Source organism: Rossellomorea aquimaris (assembly GCF_020172085.1).
Classification (GTDB): domain Bacteria; phylum Bacillota; class Bacilli; order Bacillales; family Bacillaceae_B; genus Rossellomorea; species Rossellomorea aquimaris_E.
On the sequence record NZ_JAIVAT010000003.1, the window covers coordinates 896,058 to 911,406 of the forward strand.

Sequence of the window (15,349 nt, forward strand, 5' to 3'; positions counted from 1 at the left end):
CATTATATAAGAAGAAAAACAAACTGGCAATGAAGAGTTATGAAATCAAACGTTATATTTGTCAAACGGGAAGGATTTAGCTAACATGATAGGAGATAATGAAGGAGTGAAGCTTCTTATGACAAAGGATAAAACGATGAAACAATTACAAACAGAAGTGGACGAATACATAAGTCAATTCAAAGAAGGATATTTCAGTCCATTGGCCATGGTAGCTCGTCTTACCGAGGAGCTTGGTGAATTAGCGAGAGAAGTTAATCACCGCCATGGAGAAAAGCCTAAAAAAAGCACGGAAGAAGAAAATACGATTGAAGAGGAGCTCGGCGATCTTTTGTTTGTCGTCATCTGCCTGGCTAATTCCCTTGATATCAGCCTTGAAGAGGCCCACAACCGGGTGATGCACAAGTTTAATACCAGAGATAAAGATCGCTGGACGAGAATTGAAGGTGGGGATGAAGATGGAACAAATTAACGTCACGATTGCAGGACCAAGAGGGAGAATGGGGAAAGAAGCTGTTCAATTGGTGAAAGAAACCGAACACTTTACGCTCATAAGTGTCATCGACCACAAAAAGGAAGTCGATCTTGATGTACCGGTGTATGTGGATATTGAAGAATGTTTTCAGAATCGTACGCCACATGTGCTGATTGACTTAACAACACCAGAAGTTGGGTACCATCATACAAAGACAGCACTCCAGTATGGGGTCAGACCAGTTGTCGGTACAACAGGTTTCTCGAAAGAAGAGCTGAATGAATTGAAGGAACTCGCAGAATCGAAATCGCTTGGGTGCATCATAGCTCCCAACTTTGCCATCGGAGCCGTGCTCATGATGAAGTTCTCTCAAATGGCAGCAAAATACTTTAATGATGTGGAAATCATAGAATTGCATCACGATCAAAAGCTGGATGCACCTTCAGGTACGGCTTTGAAAACCGCTGAAATGATCAGAGAAGTGAGGGAAACGAAGAAACAGGGGCACCCTAATGAGAAAGAAACGCATCCCGGTGCAAGGGGAGCGGATGTAGATGGGATGCATATCCACAGTATTCGACTTCCAGGACTCATTGCCCATCAACAGGTGATGCTTGGGGCCGAGGGACAGACATTGACAATCCGCCATGATTCCTTTAACCGTGGAAGCTTCATGTCGGGTGTAAAAGTGTCCGTAGATACGGTCATGAAACTGGATACATTGGTTTATGGACTCGAAAATATACTAGACTAAAGGGTGAGTGTAAATGAATATTGCGCTGATTGCTCATGATAAGAAAAAAGATGATCTTATTCGTTTCGTACTTGCATATAAGTCCATCATAGAGAAACACACCCTTTTTGCCACAGGGACAACGGGAAAAAGGATCGGGGAAGAAACAGGTTTACCCATCCATCGCTTTAGGTCAGGACCTCTTGGAGGAGATCAGGAAATCGGATCTTATATTGCCAATGATAAAATGGACCTTGTCCTGTTCTTCAGGGATCCCCTGACAGCACAGCCCCATGAACCAGATGTATCGGCACTGATCAGGCTGTGTGATGTATACGCCGTACCGCTTGCAACCAATATGGGCACGGCTGAGGTGCTGGTGAGAGGTCTCGAAAGGGGAGACATAGAGTGGAGGAGTGTAGTGAGGGATAAGGAGGAATAGTGTGAGTCAACAAATTGATATCCTGGCTTTCGGTGCCCATGCCGACGATGTGGAAATCGGCATGGGTGGGACACTTGCGAAGTATGCTGCTGAGGGAAAGAAGATTGTTATATGTGACATGACAACGGCAGAACTATCTTCCAATGGAACGGTTTCTGACAGGAAAGAGGAAGCTTTGAAAGCAGCAACCATTTTAGGGGCATTGAAAAGGGTGACCCTTGATATACCGGATAGAGGAATTTACATAACAGATGAAAACATTGGGAAAATCGTGAAGGTAATAAGGACGTATCAACCGAAAGCGATCTTTGCTCCCTATGATCAAGATCGCCATCCTGACCACGGGAATGCTTCGCGACTGGTCAAGGAAGCATTTTTCTCCGCGGGGATCCGGAAGTTTGATCCGGACATTTCTGCGCACAAAGCCCAACACCTTTACTTTTATATGATAAACGGGTTTCATAAACCTCAATTTGTAGTTGATATCGAACCTTATATTCAAACAAAGGTAGAGAGCTTACAAGCATATGGAAGTCAATTCACTCAAGGGGTGGGTGGAGTAGCGACTCCTCTGACAGAGGGATATATCGAAGCGGTGGAAGCAAGGGAGAGGATAATGGGGAAAGATGCGGGACTACGCTATGCGGAAGGATTCTTTTCCTATAACCCACTCATTTTGCATCAAGATTTGTTAGGAGATTAATGGTATGAAGAAGTTGAAAATAGGCATAACATGCTATCCTACAGTCGGTGGCTCCGGTGTAGTGGCAACGGAGCTTGGGAAACTACTGGCTGAGAAAGGGCATGAAATACATTTTATTACCTCGAGCATCCCATTCAGGTTGAACAAAATGTATCACAATATCTACTTTCACCAAGTGGAAGTGAGTCAGTATTCCGTATTTCAATATCCTCCATATGACCTGGCACTGGCGAATAAAATGGCGGAAATAACGGAACGTGAGAATCTGGACATCTTGCATGTTCATTATGCAATCCCCCATGCTGTATGTGCCATATTGGGGAAACAAATGTCAGGGAAAGATGTCAAGATCGTCACCACTCTTCACGGCACTGATATCACTGTGCTAGGGTATGATCCATCTTTGACCGGTGCCATCCGATTCGGCATCGAGAAGTCGGATGTCGTGACGGCTGTTTCTAGCGCCCTGGTGAAACAGACCTATGATTTGATTCAACCGGATAAAGAAATACAAACGGTTTATAATTTTATAGATGAGCGGGTATATAAGGCAGTGGATTCTCGTCATCTTAGAAAAGAATATGGAATTAAGGATCATGAAAAAGTGATCATTCATGTATCGAACTTCCGTGGTGTGAAAAGGGTCACAGATGTCGTAGATTCTTTCGACCTGATTCAAAGGGAAATCCCATCCAAGCTACTTCTTGTGGGGGACGGACCTGAAATGACTCTCATATGTAAACAGGTAAGGGACCTGGGGCTAGAGGATCGTGTCTTGTTCCTTGGCAAACAGGATAATCTTGAAGAGCTCTATTCTATCAGCGATATCAAACTGTTACTTTCAGAAAAAGAGAGTTTCGGCCTGGTTGCCCTTGAAGCAATGGCGTGTGGTGTTCCAAGTATCGGAACGAATGTGGGAGGAATTCCCGAAGTGATTGAGGATGGCTACAACGGCTTTATTTGCGAAATCGGGAACGTCAAACAGGTGGCCGCGAAGTCTCTGCAATTGCTAAGGGATGTTCAACTCCATAAAGAAGTTTCAAGGAATGCTCTTCAAACCGCCAGGACAAAATTCCACTCAAGCAAGATTGTCGAGCAATATGAAGGAATCTACAGGGATCTACTGTGAACGATCTTGGTGATTAGGATTTAAGTAAAGCAGGTGTTATAAATGTTGCCAACCATATTCCAACAAGCGGTTCCCGTATTAAAAAAGCTTGAGAAGGCAGGATTCGAAGCATACTTCGTTGGAGGATCTGTGAGGGACTTTATCCTCGGCAGGACAATCAATGATGTGGATATTGCTACGTCTGCCTATCCGGAAGAAGTGAAAAGGATTTTCCAAAAGACGATTGATATCGGGATTGATCATGGGACGGTCCTCGTCTTGGAGGGCGAAAGAGAGTATGAAATCACGACGTTTAGAACCGAATCTTCTTATGCTGATTTTAGGAGACCGGATAAGGTGGAGTTCATCCGTTCCCTCGAAGAGGATTTAAAACGTAGGGATTTCACTATGAACAGTATGGCCATGGATGGAGAGGGTCGGGTACGAGATCCTTTCCAGGGCAAGAAAGATATACATAACAAATTGATCCGTACCGTGGGCTCACCGGAATTAAGGTTTTCAGAGGACGCCCTGCGCATGATGAGGGCAGTACGGTTTGTCAGTCAACTTGGATTTGAGCTGGAGGCGTCTACACTCACTGCATTGGAAGAGCACTCGAAGCTGCTTCAGCATATAGCTGTTGAAAGAAAAACAATGGAGTTTGAAAAAATACTGGACAGTACCTGGAAGCAAGAAGGGCTGAACCTTCTTATCCGAACCGGCTTATATAAGGAACTTCCACATTTAATCAACTATCACCAACAGCTACAAGAGGCAGCGAGTCTTTCTGGCTTGGATAAGTTAACAAAGGAACAGACATGGTTACTTCTTCTGACATATATAAGGGAGGAAGAAAGAGGTGTTTTTCTGAAAGGCTGGCGGCTTCCTACCAAAATGATCAAGTACCGTGCCAAAGAATTGGATATTCTGAAAGAAAGAAAGGCATCGGGGTGGACAAAGCCATTACTGTTTCGTGCAGGTCTTGAGGCTGCACTCAATGTAGAAAAGGTATATGGATGTTTGAATCCACAAGCGGATGAGGAGAACATAAGAGAGCACTACCATAAACTTGCTATATTCTCCAGACAACAGCTTGATGTAACAGGTTCGGATTTAATGGCATGGGCAGACAAAAAGGGAGGCCCATGGGTAAAAGAAATATTATATGAAGTTGAAACGGCGATCATTAATGAAACACTCACCAATGAAAAAGAAGAGATTAGGAGGTGGCTGAAAGCATGCAATCGACTATAAGAAAAAAAGTTCTTAAGGCATTATTTGAATCGAATCAGGAATTTTTATCGGGACAAGCCCTTGCAGATATTGCTGGATGTTCAAGGACGGCTATCTGGAAACATATAGAAGAACTTCGTAAGGAAGGCTTCGTCTTGGAAGCGGTAAGAAAGAAAGGTTATCGGATCATTGAAACGCCTGATAGTGTAACGGAAAGTAAAATACGTTTAGGATTGCAAACTCACACGTTAGGTACTGTTATTCACTATGAAGAATCTGTTCCCAGTACTCAGAGAATCGCTCACACCCTGGCAAGTGACGGTGCAGTAGAAGGTACGTTAGTGATTGCGGACGAACAGACTGCAGGTAGGGGCAGATTGATGAGAGAGTGGCACTCATCCAAAGGGACGGGCATTTGGATGAGCTTAATCTTAAAACCGCTCCTGCCGCCGCAAAAAGCTCCTCAATTCACCCTGATTACAGCAGTTGCAGTGGTTCAGGCTATCGAGGAAGTGTCTGAACTCAATCCCCAAATCAAATGGCCGAATGATATACTCATTGATGGGAAAAAGGTGACGGGGATCCTGACTGAACTACAAGCGGAATCGGACAAAATCAACTCCATCATTATCGGCATCGGGATGAATGTCAATCAGACGAAGGAACATTTTCCAGATGAGATTCAAAAGATCGCCACCTCTCTTTCCATCGAGGAGGGGAAAACCTTGTCGAGATCGCTCATTGTGCAAAGGCTGCTCGAACGAATAGAGGCGTTGTATTCCCTATATATGAAAGAGGGGTTCACTCCCATAAAACTATTATGGGAGAGCTATGCCATCAGTATCGGAAAGAAAATCCGGGCAAGAACCATTAATGGTACCATTGAAGGCAGGGCACTTGGGATTACAGAGGAAGGGGTCCTGAAGATTGAGGATGCCCATGGAACGATCCATCAGATTTACTCTGCGGATATTGAAGTGAATGTTTAATGAAGAGCGGGGTGGAGGCTGAAATCAGTATATCCATCCCGCTTATTTATGGTATAATCTCATTGGGCAGTATCATTCGAACTGCACCTGTTACATGAATAACAAGCATTCAATACTATTTCTGCCTTGATCCATTGCGGACTGGGACAGAGGGTCGAAACCATGATATCAAACACTTATGATCCTTCTGTCATTTTTTACAGGAGGTTTTTTTATTTTCTTATGAAAGTGCTTTCAATCTAAGTTTCGTCACCTCTGACTGAAAAGAAGGAGGATAACATGAAACAAACAACAGATTTTTTAAAGATGAAGAGTGAAAAAGAAAAGATTTCCATGATTACGGCTTATGATTATCCAAGCGCCAAAGCGGCAGAGGAAGCGGGAATCGATGTCATCCTCGTAGGTGATAGTCTCGGTATGGTTGTATTAGGGTATGATTCAACAGTGCCTGTGACGGTCGATGATATGATTCATCACACCAAAGCTGTAAAAAGAGGGGCAAAAAACACGTTTATCATCACGGATATGCCATTTATGTCGTACCACTTGTCGAGGGAAGAGACTTTGAAAACAGCTGCAGATATTCTCCAAAAAGGAGGAGCACATGCTGTGAAGGTGGAAGGTGGCGCCCATGTCATCGATCGAATTCAGGACTTAACAAGTGCGGGAATTCCTGTAGTAGCTCACTTAGGATTGACTCCTCAATCAGTAGGTGTCCTTGGAGGGTATAAAGTACAAGGGAAAACGGCAGATACCGCCAGGAAATTGATTGACGACAGCATAAAATGTGAACAGGCTGGTGCCTTTGCTCTCGTGCTTGAATGTGTGCCAAAGCAAATCGCAAGGGAGATCTCGGAAGCGTTATCGATACCGACGATAGGAATCGGTGCGGGCGTTGAAACCGATGGACAGGTCCTGGTCTTCCATGACCTTGTTACTTATGGTGTAAACCGTGTACCTAAGTTTGTCAAACAATATGGAAATGCATCCGATGTCATGCATAACAGTATCAAAACCTATATAGAAGAAGTGAAAGGGGAGCTCTTCCCAGCAGAGGAGCATTCCTTTACGATGCGGGATGAAGAACTAGATTCTCTCTATGGCGGGTTAAAAAAATGAAGGTCATCACTACTATTCATGAATTGCAATCGAATATAGAGAGTTTGAAAAAATCGGTTACCACGATCGGATTCGTCCCAACAATGGGTTACCTCCATGAGGGGCATTTGACCTTGGCGAAAGAAGCGAGGGATCACAATGAAGTCGTCGTGATGAGTATATTTGTGAATCCCCTGCAATTTGGTCCAAATGAGGATTTTGACCGATATCCCCGTGATGTTGAAAGAGATACAGCATTAGCAAGGAACGCCGGAGTTGATATCCTTTTTATTCCCAATACGGATGACGTCTACAGGGGAAAGCAATCCGTCACCATGAGTGTGAAAGAGCGTGTAGATGTACTGTGTGGGCGGAAGCGGGAAGGTCATTTTGACGGAGTAGTGACAGTCCTGACAAAGTTGTTTCATCTTGTCCAGCCGACCAGGGCATATTTCGGACAAAAAGATGCTCAACAAGTTGCGGTTGTTGATGGATTGGTTAAAGATTATTTCTTTCCTATTAAGATCGTCAGAGTCCCGACAGTCAGGGAAGAGGATGGGCTGGCGAAGAGCTCGAGAAATGTCTATCTTTCTCAACAGGAAAGAAGAGAAGCCCCTATACTCTATCAAAGTTTGAAAAAAGCAAGAGAAAGTATAATGGGTGGTGAGCAGGATCCTTCTGTTATTATGAGGAACATCTGCGATATGATCCAGGAACACACTTCAGGGAAAATCGATTACGTGGAACTGTATTCCTACCCTGAGCTTTACGAGCTGAACAGACTCGAAGGGGAGATCATTATAGCGGTAGCGGTACAATTTAAACAAGCGAGATTAATCGATAATATAATCATCAGTGTAGAACCGGAGGAGAAATTAAATGTATAGAACAATGATGAGTGGTAAAATTCATAGAGCGACTGTAACAGAAGCAAACCTTGATTATGTCGGAAGCATTACCATCGACGAGGATATTCTGGATGTTGTCGGAATGCTTCCGAATGAAAAAGTTCAGATTGTCAATAACAATAACGGAGCTCGACTCGAGACGTATATCATTCCCGGTGAAAGGGGTAGCGGCGTCATCTGTTTGAACGGAGCGGCGGCAAGACTCGTACAAAAAGGTGACATCGTCATCATCATATCCTATAAAATGGTAGCTGAAGAAATGGTCCATAACCATACTCCAAGAGTGGCGATCATGGGTGAACATAACCGGGTGGTCGATATGATCGGTACAGAACCTGAAGCGACAATACTATAAAAGATGGGCAAGTCTCCTGATTTAGGAATAGGAGACTTGCTTTTTTGTTTATGGTACACTTATTTAGAAAATCATAAGAGTAGGATCTATATAAAGGCAGTGAATAATATGTACCCATTTAAATTAGTTGTCATCGACTTAGAAACAACAGGAAATTCTCCGAAAAAAGGAGAAAAAATCATTCAACTATCAGCGGTCATCATAGAAGGCGGAAAAATCATTGATCAATTTACGTCCTTCGTTTCACCTGGAAAACCCATTCCTGCGTTTATTGAGGAATTAACGGGGATCAATGATGACATGGTGAAAAACGCTCCAGCCTTTCATGAAATTGCACCGAAAATCCTTGAACTATTGGACCATGGTATTTTTGTAGCCCATAACGTTCAATTTGACCTTTCATTTCTTCAAGCAGAACTGGAAGAAGCGGGATACAACCCATTCACGGGACCTGCCTTTGATACCGTGGAGCTCGCTAAGGTGGCTTTGCCATCTGCGGACAGCTTTAAACTAACGGAGCTCTCCAATTCTTTGAAGTTGAGTCATGTAAGACCTCACCAAGCTGACAGTGATGCTTACGTGACAGCTGAAATACTCCTATACTTTATTGAAAAACTTTCACATCTCCCTTTGGTCACCCTTGAAAAGCTTTACAAGCTTTCGAGACACTTAAAAAGTGACCTTGATTTGTTGTTTGACAGCATCGTGACCGAGAAACAAAGGCATGTTGAGGATCTTTCGGAAGAATTAGAGGTGTATCGGGGGATTGCCCTGAGAAAGAAGAATCATTCCTCGAGTGATGATCCCGAAGAGAGTACTCATTTTTATGAACCCGATTTTGAGGAGCATCTTGCGAATGAAGTACCTTTCTACGAAAAAAGAGAGCAACAGCTGGAGATGATGAACGAGATCTCCGATGCTTTTCGTGGATCTCATCATGTCGTCATCGAAGCAGGGACCGGGGTTGGTAAGTCACTTGGTTACTTATGGCCAGCCGTCATGTTTAGTAAGCGTGCCCATGAAAAGGTGGTTATCAGTACATTTACCATTCAGTTACAGGAGCAATTGCTTCATAAAGAAATTAAGTTATTAGAGAAGATCTGCCCTGTCCCATTCAAGACCGTTCTCTTAAAAGGAAAGAACCATTACATAAATCTTTTTAAATTCGAGCAGGCTCTCAGGGAAGATGAGTCTCAATACGATGTTGTCCTGACAAAGATGCAGATTCTTGTTTGGCTGACACGAACCGAGTCCGGGGACATGGATGAATTGAATCTCACTTCAGGGGGACAATTGTTCTGGAATCGCTTAAAACACGATGGATGGCATCTTACAGAGACGAAAGATCCGTGGATTGGGAAGGATTTTTATCTATCTGCGAGAAAGAAGGCACAGGAAGCAGATATCATCATTACCAATCACTCTATGCTCTTAACGGATATGGTAAGGGAAAGCAGCATGCTGCCTGCTTATGATTATTTAGTGATTGATGAAGCACATCATCTGGAAAAGTCAGCAAGGCAGCATCTTGGGGTAGTCATGGATTACCTCTCCATTAAGTTTAGCACCTCACAATTGGGGACATTGGACCAAAAACAGCTATTTTACCGGCTGGACCAGCTCCTCTCCAGTCATTCGGTTGATTCGACTATACATCCATTCGAACTGGATGCAAAAATTACACAGTTTTATATGGATTTGGAAGAAGCAATTTCTGTTTTAACCAGCGTATTCTATAAGAAGGCCAAAAAGAGGACAGGAATACAAAAAATCCAGCTTCGCATTACAGAAGAAATGAAAAAGAGCAGTTACTGGCAGCCCATCATCATGTCGATGGAACGAGTGATTTCAGGAATGAACATTGTAGAAAGGGAATTTCAACAGATACTGGATACCATCAAGGAAAAGAAAATCAAACTCCTTGATAAAGAGAAGGCACTGATTGAAGAATTTTATAGCTTTTTAGTGGATTGGACAGAATTGAAGGCGAATTTTCAAACAGTGTTCTTAAAGGAAATGAACAATCACGTTCTATGGCTGGATGGGGACACGAGATCACTTCCAAACAGTCTATCGATCCAGGCTCAGCCTATTACCGTCGACCGAAACCTCCAGGACGAGATTTTTGCTAAGAAGAAAAGTGTGGTGCTGACATCTGCCACTTTGACCGTCAGCGGATCATTCAACTATTTCTTAAATGAGATAGGACTTATTGACCAGGGTGTGAAAAAGCTCCAGCTTTCCTCACCTTTTGACTATCATGAGGTTTCCAGACTTTTTGTACCGACGGATGTCCCTGAGATCCAGCAGGTCCATAACGAAGAATATATTGAAGCCATCAGCTCCCATTTAATAGGGGTGGCACAGGCGACTAAGGGCAGGATGCTCATTCTATTCACATCCTATGATATGTTGAGAAAAACATATGAGCTCATGAAAGAAAGTGGGTTATTGGAAGAATATGTGTTGATGGCCCAGGGAATCACTTCGGGTAGTCGTACCCGGTTGACAAAAAATTTTCAACGCTTTGATAAGGCGATTCTTTTCGGTACGAGCAGTTTCTGGGAAGGGGTGGACATCCCTGGAGAGGATTTGTCCTGCCTTGCCATGGTGAGACTCCCATTTTCGCCGCCTGATGAGCCGGTCAATCAGGCAAAATCAGATATACTGAAAGCAGAGGGAAAGAATCCTTTTTCTTCACATTCTTTACCTGAAGCCATCATTCGCTTCAAGCAAGGAGTGGGAAGGCTGATCAGAAGAAGCAGCGATAGGGGTGTCGTCATTGTGTACGACCGCAGAATCATGACCACAAGGTATGGAAAAGCGTTCTTGCAATCCATCCCTTCCATGGAAGTCAAAGAAGGCGACCTGTATGATTTGGTTTCATGGATCGAAGACTGGCTCTAAAACAGCATGAACTTCAGTGATAAAATCTTCTCTTTAACACAACCTAAAGATGAGATGTTAAACTGGAGGATTGTAAATGAGAGTGATTCTATCGGTAGTGCTGTCGTCTCTCTTGGTATGTTCAAATGCCTATGGAATGAAAGTGCCTAAAGTGGATTTACGTGTATCCCAAGAGGAGTATGCAATCAGCTTCCTCCCGGTTCAAATAGGAGAGGTAGCAGTGCTGCATTTAGCTTCGGGGAATCATTATTTGGTCAACACAGGATCCTTTAAGGAACGAAATCAGCTTTATTATTACTTTAATCAAATGCATATTAACAACATAAAGGGCTTGATCATCACTGAAAAAAGTGAAGTGGATAGTGTAATGATTGCTGAACTAGTGAAAAAATTCGGCATAGAAGAGATAGTCGTAGGAAAATCACTAGAGCCGTCCATGCCGAAGCAAGTTTCCGGAATCATTCATACCATTCAGGAGGAGGAATCCTATACATTTTCAGATGATTTAGTGATGAGGGCTGTCCATGAGGGGAATGAGAGAAGGGAAGGCCTGGACTTTTCCATCACGTTTTTTCACCATCGTTTTCTATGGTTGAGCTCTCAATCATCACATTCTGAAGAGGTGCTAATGAGTAAACCACTAAAGAATGTCAATATTGTAAAGATCCCTGTCCATTCTAAATCAGAAAGCATTTCTCATCGCCTTCTGGAGCATGTCGATCCTCAAACTGCCATCCTTTACCGGTCTAAAGAAAGACTTCTTAATGGGGATATGCTTGAGGCGATCAACGAAGCGTGGATTGATCTTTATTTAACAGGTCAACATGGGCTGATTTCAGTGAAGTTTAACAAGAGAAATTACGAAGTGCTTACCTTTGATCAAGAAGATGTGCTTAAGGATGAAGGGTAGACGGACGGGAGGCTGATATTTCAGGCCCCCCGTTACATTTTCCAATCGTTTTTATGCTACCCCCTACCATGGTGGCCACTAATGTTGTTATAATATGTGTAGAGTTTTTTACTTTTAATAGGGTAATGGATAAAAGGAGGAGCAACATGGAAAGTCGAATCGAAATTCTTTCCACCGTTCGTATTGAATATACGGATAATTTATATAAAGTGGTTGATACACTAAATAGAACGTTAAAAAAAGATGATTATATGTTTGGTTTAGCTTTAGATCCGGAAGATCAAAATCAGGCAGTTCTAACAATTTATCGTACATAAAGAGTGATTGTAATGAAAAAATGGATAACCATAATCGTAATATCGTTCATCGTCATTGGCGTAACCGCATCCGTCCTATTGTATAAAGTTTCAAGGGGTCCCTTAGACCAACAGAGAGATCAAGCCCTGAACAGGGTGGAAGACGAAACGGCCATAGTGAAAGTAGAGAATACGAGCTTTTATAATGGCTCAAAATCCTATGTTGTCGTAACGGGAGAGAATGAGCAACAGGAAAAGTTGGTCGCTTGGATCCCCAATAAAAAAGGAAAAATAATTGAAAAAAAATGGGCGGATGGTATTACAAAAGATCAGGCGATCAATAAACTGAATGATGAAAAGAAACCGAAAGAATTACTGTCTGTCCGTTTAGGGTATGAATCCGTCGGTCCAGTATGGGAATTAACCTACTTAGATCAGCAAGACAATTTAAATTATTATTATCTGCTGTTCTCTACAGGGGAATGGTGGAGAAAAATCGAAAATCTATGATCAGGGGGAACACGTCAATGAAATTCACGTTAGCAGATAGAGTCAGTGCATTAACACCATCAACGACTTTGGCCATCACGGCTAAAGCGAAGGAAATGAAGGCACAAGGGATTGATGTCATCGGATTGGGTGCTGGTGAACCTGACTTTAATACACCTGAGCATATCATCCAGGCTGCCTATGAGTCCATGACGGAAGGGCACACAAAATATACTCCATCCGGTGGAATGGCGAAGCTGAAAGAGGCTATCATCCATAAATTCGAAACAGATCAAAAGCTGACTTACAAACCTTCAGAAATCATCGTGACAAGCGGTGCGAAACATGCCCTTTATACATTGTTTCAGGTCCTACTAAACGAAGGTGATGAAGTCGTCATCCCCACTCCATACTGGGTCAGTTACCCAGAGCAAGTGAAGCTTGCCGGTGGTGCCCCGGTGATTGTGGAAGGGAAAGAAGAGAATGAATACAAAATCAAACCACAACAGCTGGAAAAATCGATCACTTCAAAAACCAAAGCAGTCATTCTCAACACGCCAAGTAACCCTACAGGTATGCTTTATTCCCGTGAAGAGCTGCAGGCTATCGGGGATGTTTGCTTAGAAAAGGGTATCCTGATTGTGTCAGATGAAATTTATGAAAAACTGGTTTATGGAGGAAATACGCATACTTCCATTGCAGAATTGTCACCAGAACTGAAGGAGCAAACAATCATCATTAACGGAGTATCAAAATCTCACTCCATGACGGGTTGGAGAATTGGATATGCAGCAGGAAATGAATCGGTCATCAAGGCCATGACCAATCTTGCCAGTCATTCCACCTCTAATCCTACTACGACTTCACAATATGGTGCCGTTGCTGCGTATTTAGGAAGTCAGCAGCCGGTTGAGGATATGAGAAGTTCTTTCGAAGAACGACTAAACATCGTGTTCGATAAGCTGAACGATATTCCTGGATTCCATTGCTTGAAGCCTCAAGGAGCTTTCTATCTTTTCCCTAATGTAGTAGAAGCGGCAAAGAAAACAGGCTACAAGAATGTCGATGAATTTACGGGTGCCTTATTGGAAGAGGCAAAGGTAGCGGTCATACCGGGATCAGGCTTCGGGTCGGAAAACAATATCCGTCTTTCTTATGCCACAAGCCTCGACAGCCTGGAAAAAGCAATCGGGCGTATGCATGAGTTCGTTGTAAATAACAGCAAATAATCAAAGGGTTGCAGACCGTAAGGCGGTCTGCTTTTTCCTTAAAACCATCCTATCTATTGCGACAGGATTATGGTAAATGTATAATAAAGAACGATACATAAGCGTTTTAGTTTTTTTGGAGGGAAAAATCGTGAAAACTACTATATCTCAAGTAAGTAAGTTCGTTGGAGAAGAAGTAACCATCGGAGCATGGTTAGCCAACAAACGTTCAAGTGGAAAAATTGCTTTTCTTCAGCTTCGTGACGGTACTGGATTCATCCAGGGGGTTGTCGTCAAAAGTGAAGTCGAAGAAGAGATCTTTCAAAAAGCAAAATCATTAACTCAAGAAACGTCCTTATATGTGACAGGAACAGTTTCTGAAGATTCACGTTCTCCGTTCGGATACGAACTTCAGGTGAAGAATGTGGAAGTCATCCATGAAGCTGTGGATTATCCTATTACGCCAAAAGAACACGGAACAGAATTCCTGATGGACCATCGTCACCTTTGGCTACGATCACGCAAACAGCATGCTGTGATGAAAGTCCGTAATGAAATCATCCGCGCAACCTATGAATTCTTTAACCAGGAAGGGTTTGTGAAGGTAGATCCACCGATTCTTACTGGAAGCGCACCAGAAGGAACGACAGAGTTATTTGCTACTAAGTATTTCGAAGAAGATGCTTATCTTTCCCAGAGTGGTCAGCTTTATATGGAAGCGGCAGCCATGGCTTTAGGAAAAGTATTCTCTTTCGGACCAACATTCAGAGCTGAAAAGTCGAAAACCCGTCGTCATTTAATCGAATTTTGGATGATTGAGCCTGAGATGGCCTTCTATGATTTCAAAGATAATCTGGAAGTTCAGGAACAATACGTTTCATACATCGTTCAATCCGTTTTGAAAAATTGCAAGCTCGAGTTAGACCGATTAGGCAGGGATACATCTAAATTAGAGCAAATCAAAGCGCCATTCCCACGCATCACATATGATGATGCATTAAAGCTACTGCATGAAAAAGGTTTTGATGATATCGAGTGGGGCGATGATTTCGGTGCACCTCATGAGACTGCCATTGCAGAAAGCTATGACAAGCCAGTATTCATCACACATTATCCGACTACTCTCAAGCCTTTCTACATGCAGCCGGATCCGGATCGTGATGATGTGGTATTATGTGCTGACTTAATTGCTCCTGAAGGATATGGAGAAATCATAGGCGGCTCAGAACGTATCCACGATGCAGAATTGATGAAGCAGCGCATTGAAGAGCACGAGTTGGCGACAGATGCGTACAAGTGGTACCTTGAATTAAGAGAATATGGATCTGTTCCTCATTCAGGATTCGGTCTCGGACTTGAAAGAACAGTAGCCTGGATCAGCGGAGTCGAACACGTAAGGGAAACCATCCCATTCCCGCGTTTATTGAATCGTTTGTATCCATAATAAACCAAAACTGAGAGCTGGCAGGATTGTTTAAGCAATCCTCGCCAGTTC

General features: G+C 43.0%; 16 protein-coding genes. All 16 read left to right on the forward strand.

Annotated elements, in window-relative coordinates; genetic code table 11:
- The first annotated feature begins 118 nt into the window (after positions 1-118).
- On the forward strand, positions 119-472 hold the full coding sequence (locus LCL96_RS05350; protein WP_224941302.1) for a nucleotide pyrophosphohydrolase: 354 nt from the start codon (positions 119-121) through the stop codon (positions 470-472).
- Positions 459-1,229 (forward strand): 4-hydroxy-tetrahydrodipicolinate reductase, encoded by a 771-nt coding sequence (gene dapB, locus LCL96_RS05355; protein ID WP_224940393.1) that lies wholly within the window; start codon positions 459-461, stop codon positions 1,227-1,229. Before LCL96_RS05350 ends, dapB begins: the two co-directional genes overlap by 14 nt.
- A gap of 13 nt (positions 1,230-1,242) precedes the next feature.
- Positions 1,243-1,650, forward strand: a complete 408-nt coding sequence (gene mgsA / locus LCL96_RS05360; RefSeq protein ID WP_224940394.1) for a methylglyoxal synthase — start codon at positions 1,243-1,245, stop codon at positions 1,648-1,650.
- A 1-nt stretch (position 1,651) separates the two neighbouring features.
- Complete coding sequence (bshB1, locus tag LCL96_RS05365) at positions 1,652-2,353, forward strand: bacillithiol biosynthesis deacetylase BshB1 (RefSeq protein ID WP_224940395.1); 702 nt, start codon at positions 1,652-1,654, stop codon at positions 2,351-2,353.
- 4 nt (positions 2,354-2,357) lie between these two features.
- Positions 2,358-3,482: an N-acetyl-alpha-D-glucosaminyl L-malate synthase BshA gene (bshA, locus tag LCL96_RS05370; RefSeq protein WP_224940396.1), complete on the forward strand. Its 1,125-nt coding sequence runs from the start codon at positions 2,358-2,360 to the stop codon at positions 3,480-3,482.
- Between the two features lie 42 nt (positions 3,483-3,524).
- Positions 3,525-4,715 carry a CCA tRNA nucleotidyltransferase gene (locus tag LCL96_RS05375; RefSeq protein WP_224940397.1) on the forward strand — a complete coding sequence of 397 codons (1,191 nt, stop codon included), beginning with the start codon at positions 3,525-3,527 and terminating at the stop codon, positions 4,713-4,715.
- Positions 4,700-5,683, forward strand: a complete 984-nt coding sequence (locus tag LCL96_RS05380; protein ID WP_224940398.1) for a biotin--[acetyl-CoA-carboxylase] ligase — start codon at positions 4,700-4,702, stop codon at positions 5,681-5,683. Before LCL96_RS05375 ends, LCL96_RS05380 begins: the two co-directional genes overlap by 16 nt.
- A 279-nt stretch (positions 5,684-5,962) precedes the next feature.
- Positions 5,963-6,802 (forward strand): 3-methyl-2-oxobutanoate hydroxymethyltransferase, encoded by an 840-nt coding sequence (panB, locus tag LCL96_RS05385; RefSeq protein ID WP_224940399.1) that lies wholly within the window; start codon positions 5,963-5,965, stop codon positions 6,800-6,802.
- Positions 6,799-7,668 carry a pantoate--beta-alanine ligase gene (gene panC, locus LCL96_RS05390; protein WP_224940400.1) on the forward strand — a complete coding sequence of 290 codons (870 nt, stop codon included), beginning with the start codon at positions 6,799-6,801 and terminating at the stop codon, positions 7,666-7,668. The genes panB and panC overlap by 4 nt, the downstream gene beginning before the upstream one ends.
- Positions 7,661-8,044 (forward strand): aspartate 1-decarboxylase, encoded by a 384-nt coding sequence (gene panD / locus LCL96_RS05395; RefSeq protein WP_224940401.1) that lies wholly within the window; start codon positions 7,661-7,663, stop codon positions 8,042-8,044. Before panC ends, panD begins: the two co-directional genes overlap by 8 nt.
- Positions 8,045-8,152: 108 nt before the next feature.
- A complete protein-coding gene (gene dinG / locus LCL96_RS05400; protein WP_224940402.1) occupies positions 8,153-10,951 on the forward strand; it encodes an ATP-dependent DNA helicase DinG in 2,799 nt (932 codons plus the stop codon).
- A gap of 76 nt (positions 10,952-11,027) precedes the next feature.
- Positions 11,028-11,861 (forward strand): hypothetical protein, encoded by an 834-nt coding sequence (locus LCL96_RS05405; RefSeq protein WP_224940403.1) that lies wholly within the window; start codon positions 11,028-11,030, stop codon positions 11,859-11,861.
- A gap of 146 nt (positions 11,862-12,007) precedes the next feature.
- A complete protein-coding gene (locus tag LCL96_RS05410; protein ID WP_082051082.1) occupies positions 12,008-12,178 on the forward strand; it encodes a YpmA family protein in 171 nt (56 codons plus the stop codon).
- Positions 12,179-12,190: 12 nt separating this feature from the next.
- On the forward strand, positions 12,191-12,667 hold the full coding sequence (locus tag LCL96_RS05415; protein WP_224940404.1) for a DUF5590 domain-containing protein: 477 nt from the start codon (positions 12,191-12,193) through the stop codon (positions 12,665-12,667).
- A gap of 17 nt (positions 12,668-12,684) precedes the next feature.
- A complete protein-coding gene (locus tag LCL96_RS05420; protein ID WP_224940405.1) occupies positions 12,685-13,875 on the forward strand; it encodes a pyridoxal phosphate-dependent aminotransferase in 1,191 nt (396 codons plus the stop codon).
- A gap of 130 nt (positions 13,876-14,005) precedes the next feature.
- Entirely contained in the window at positions 14,006-15,298 is a 1,293-nt protein-coding gene (asnS, locus tag LCL96_RS05425; RefSeq protein WP_224940406.1) for an asparagine--tRNA ligase, read from the forward strand.
- Positions 15,299-15,349 lie beyond the last annotated feature (51 nt).

What these genes read in the sequence shown, in the direction of transcription:
- LCL96_RS05350 (WP_224941302.1), top strand. Translation starts at nt 119, where the DNA reads ATGACAAAGGATAAAACGATGAAACAATTACAAACAGAAGTGGACGAA.
- dapB (WP_224940393.1), top strand. Translation starts at nt 459, where the DNA reads ATGGAACAAATTAACGTCACGATTGCAGGACCAAGAGGGAGAATGGGG.
- mgsA (WP_224940394.1), top strand. Translation starts at nt 1,243, where the DNA reads ATGAATATTGCGCTGATTGCTCATGATAAGAAAAAAGATGATCTTATT.
- bshA (WP_224940396.1), top strand. Translation starts at nt 2,358, where the DNA reads ATGAAGAAGTTGAAAATAGGCATAACATGCTATCCTACAGTCGGTGGC.
- LCL96_RS05375 (WP_224940397.1), top strand. Translation starts at nt 3,525, where the DNA reads ATGTTGCCAACCATATTCCAACAAGCGGTTCCCGTATTAAAAAAGCTT.
- LCL96_RS05380 (WP_224940398.1), top strand. Translation starts at nt 4,700, where the DNA reads ATGCAATCGACTATAAGAAAAAAAGTTCTTAAGGCATTATTTGAATCG.
- panB (WP_224940399.1), top strand. Translation starts at nt 5,963, where the DNA reads ATGAAACAAACAACAGATTTTTTAAAGATGAAGAGTGAAAAAGAAAAG.
- panC (WP_224940400.1), top strand. Translation starts at nt 6,799, where the DNA reads ATGAAGGTCATCACTACTATTCATGAATTGCAATCGAATATAGAGAGT.
- panD (WP_224940401.1), top strand. Translation starts at nt 7,661, where the DNA reads ATGTATAGAACAATGATGAGTGGTAAAATTCATAGAGCGACTGTAACA.
- dinG (WP_224940402.1), top strand. Translation starts at nt 8,153, where the DNA reads ATGTACCCATTTAAATTAGTTGTCATCGACTTAGAAACAACAGGAAAT.
- LCL96_RS05405 (WP_224940403.1), top strand. Translation starts at nt 11,028, where the DNA reads ATGAGAGTGATTCTATCGGTAGTGCTGTCGTCTCTCTTGGTATGTTCA.
- LCL96_RS05410 (WP_082051082.1), top strand. Translation starts at nt 12,008, where the DNA reads ATGGAAAGTCGAATCGAAATTCTTTCCACCGTTCGTATTGAATATACG.
- LCL96_RS05415 (WP_224940404.1), top strand. Translation starts at nt 12,191, where the DNA reads ATGAAAAAATGGATAACCATAATCGTAATATCGTTCATCGTCATTGGC.
- LCL96_RS05420 (WP_224940405.1), top strand. Translation starts at nt 12,685, where the DNA reads ATGAAATTCACGTTAGCAGATAGAGTCAGTGCATTAACACCATCAACG.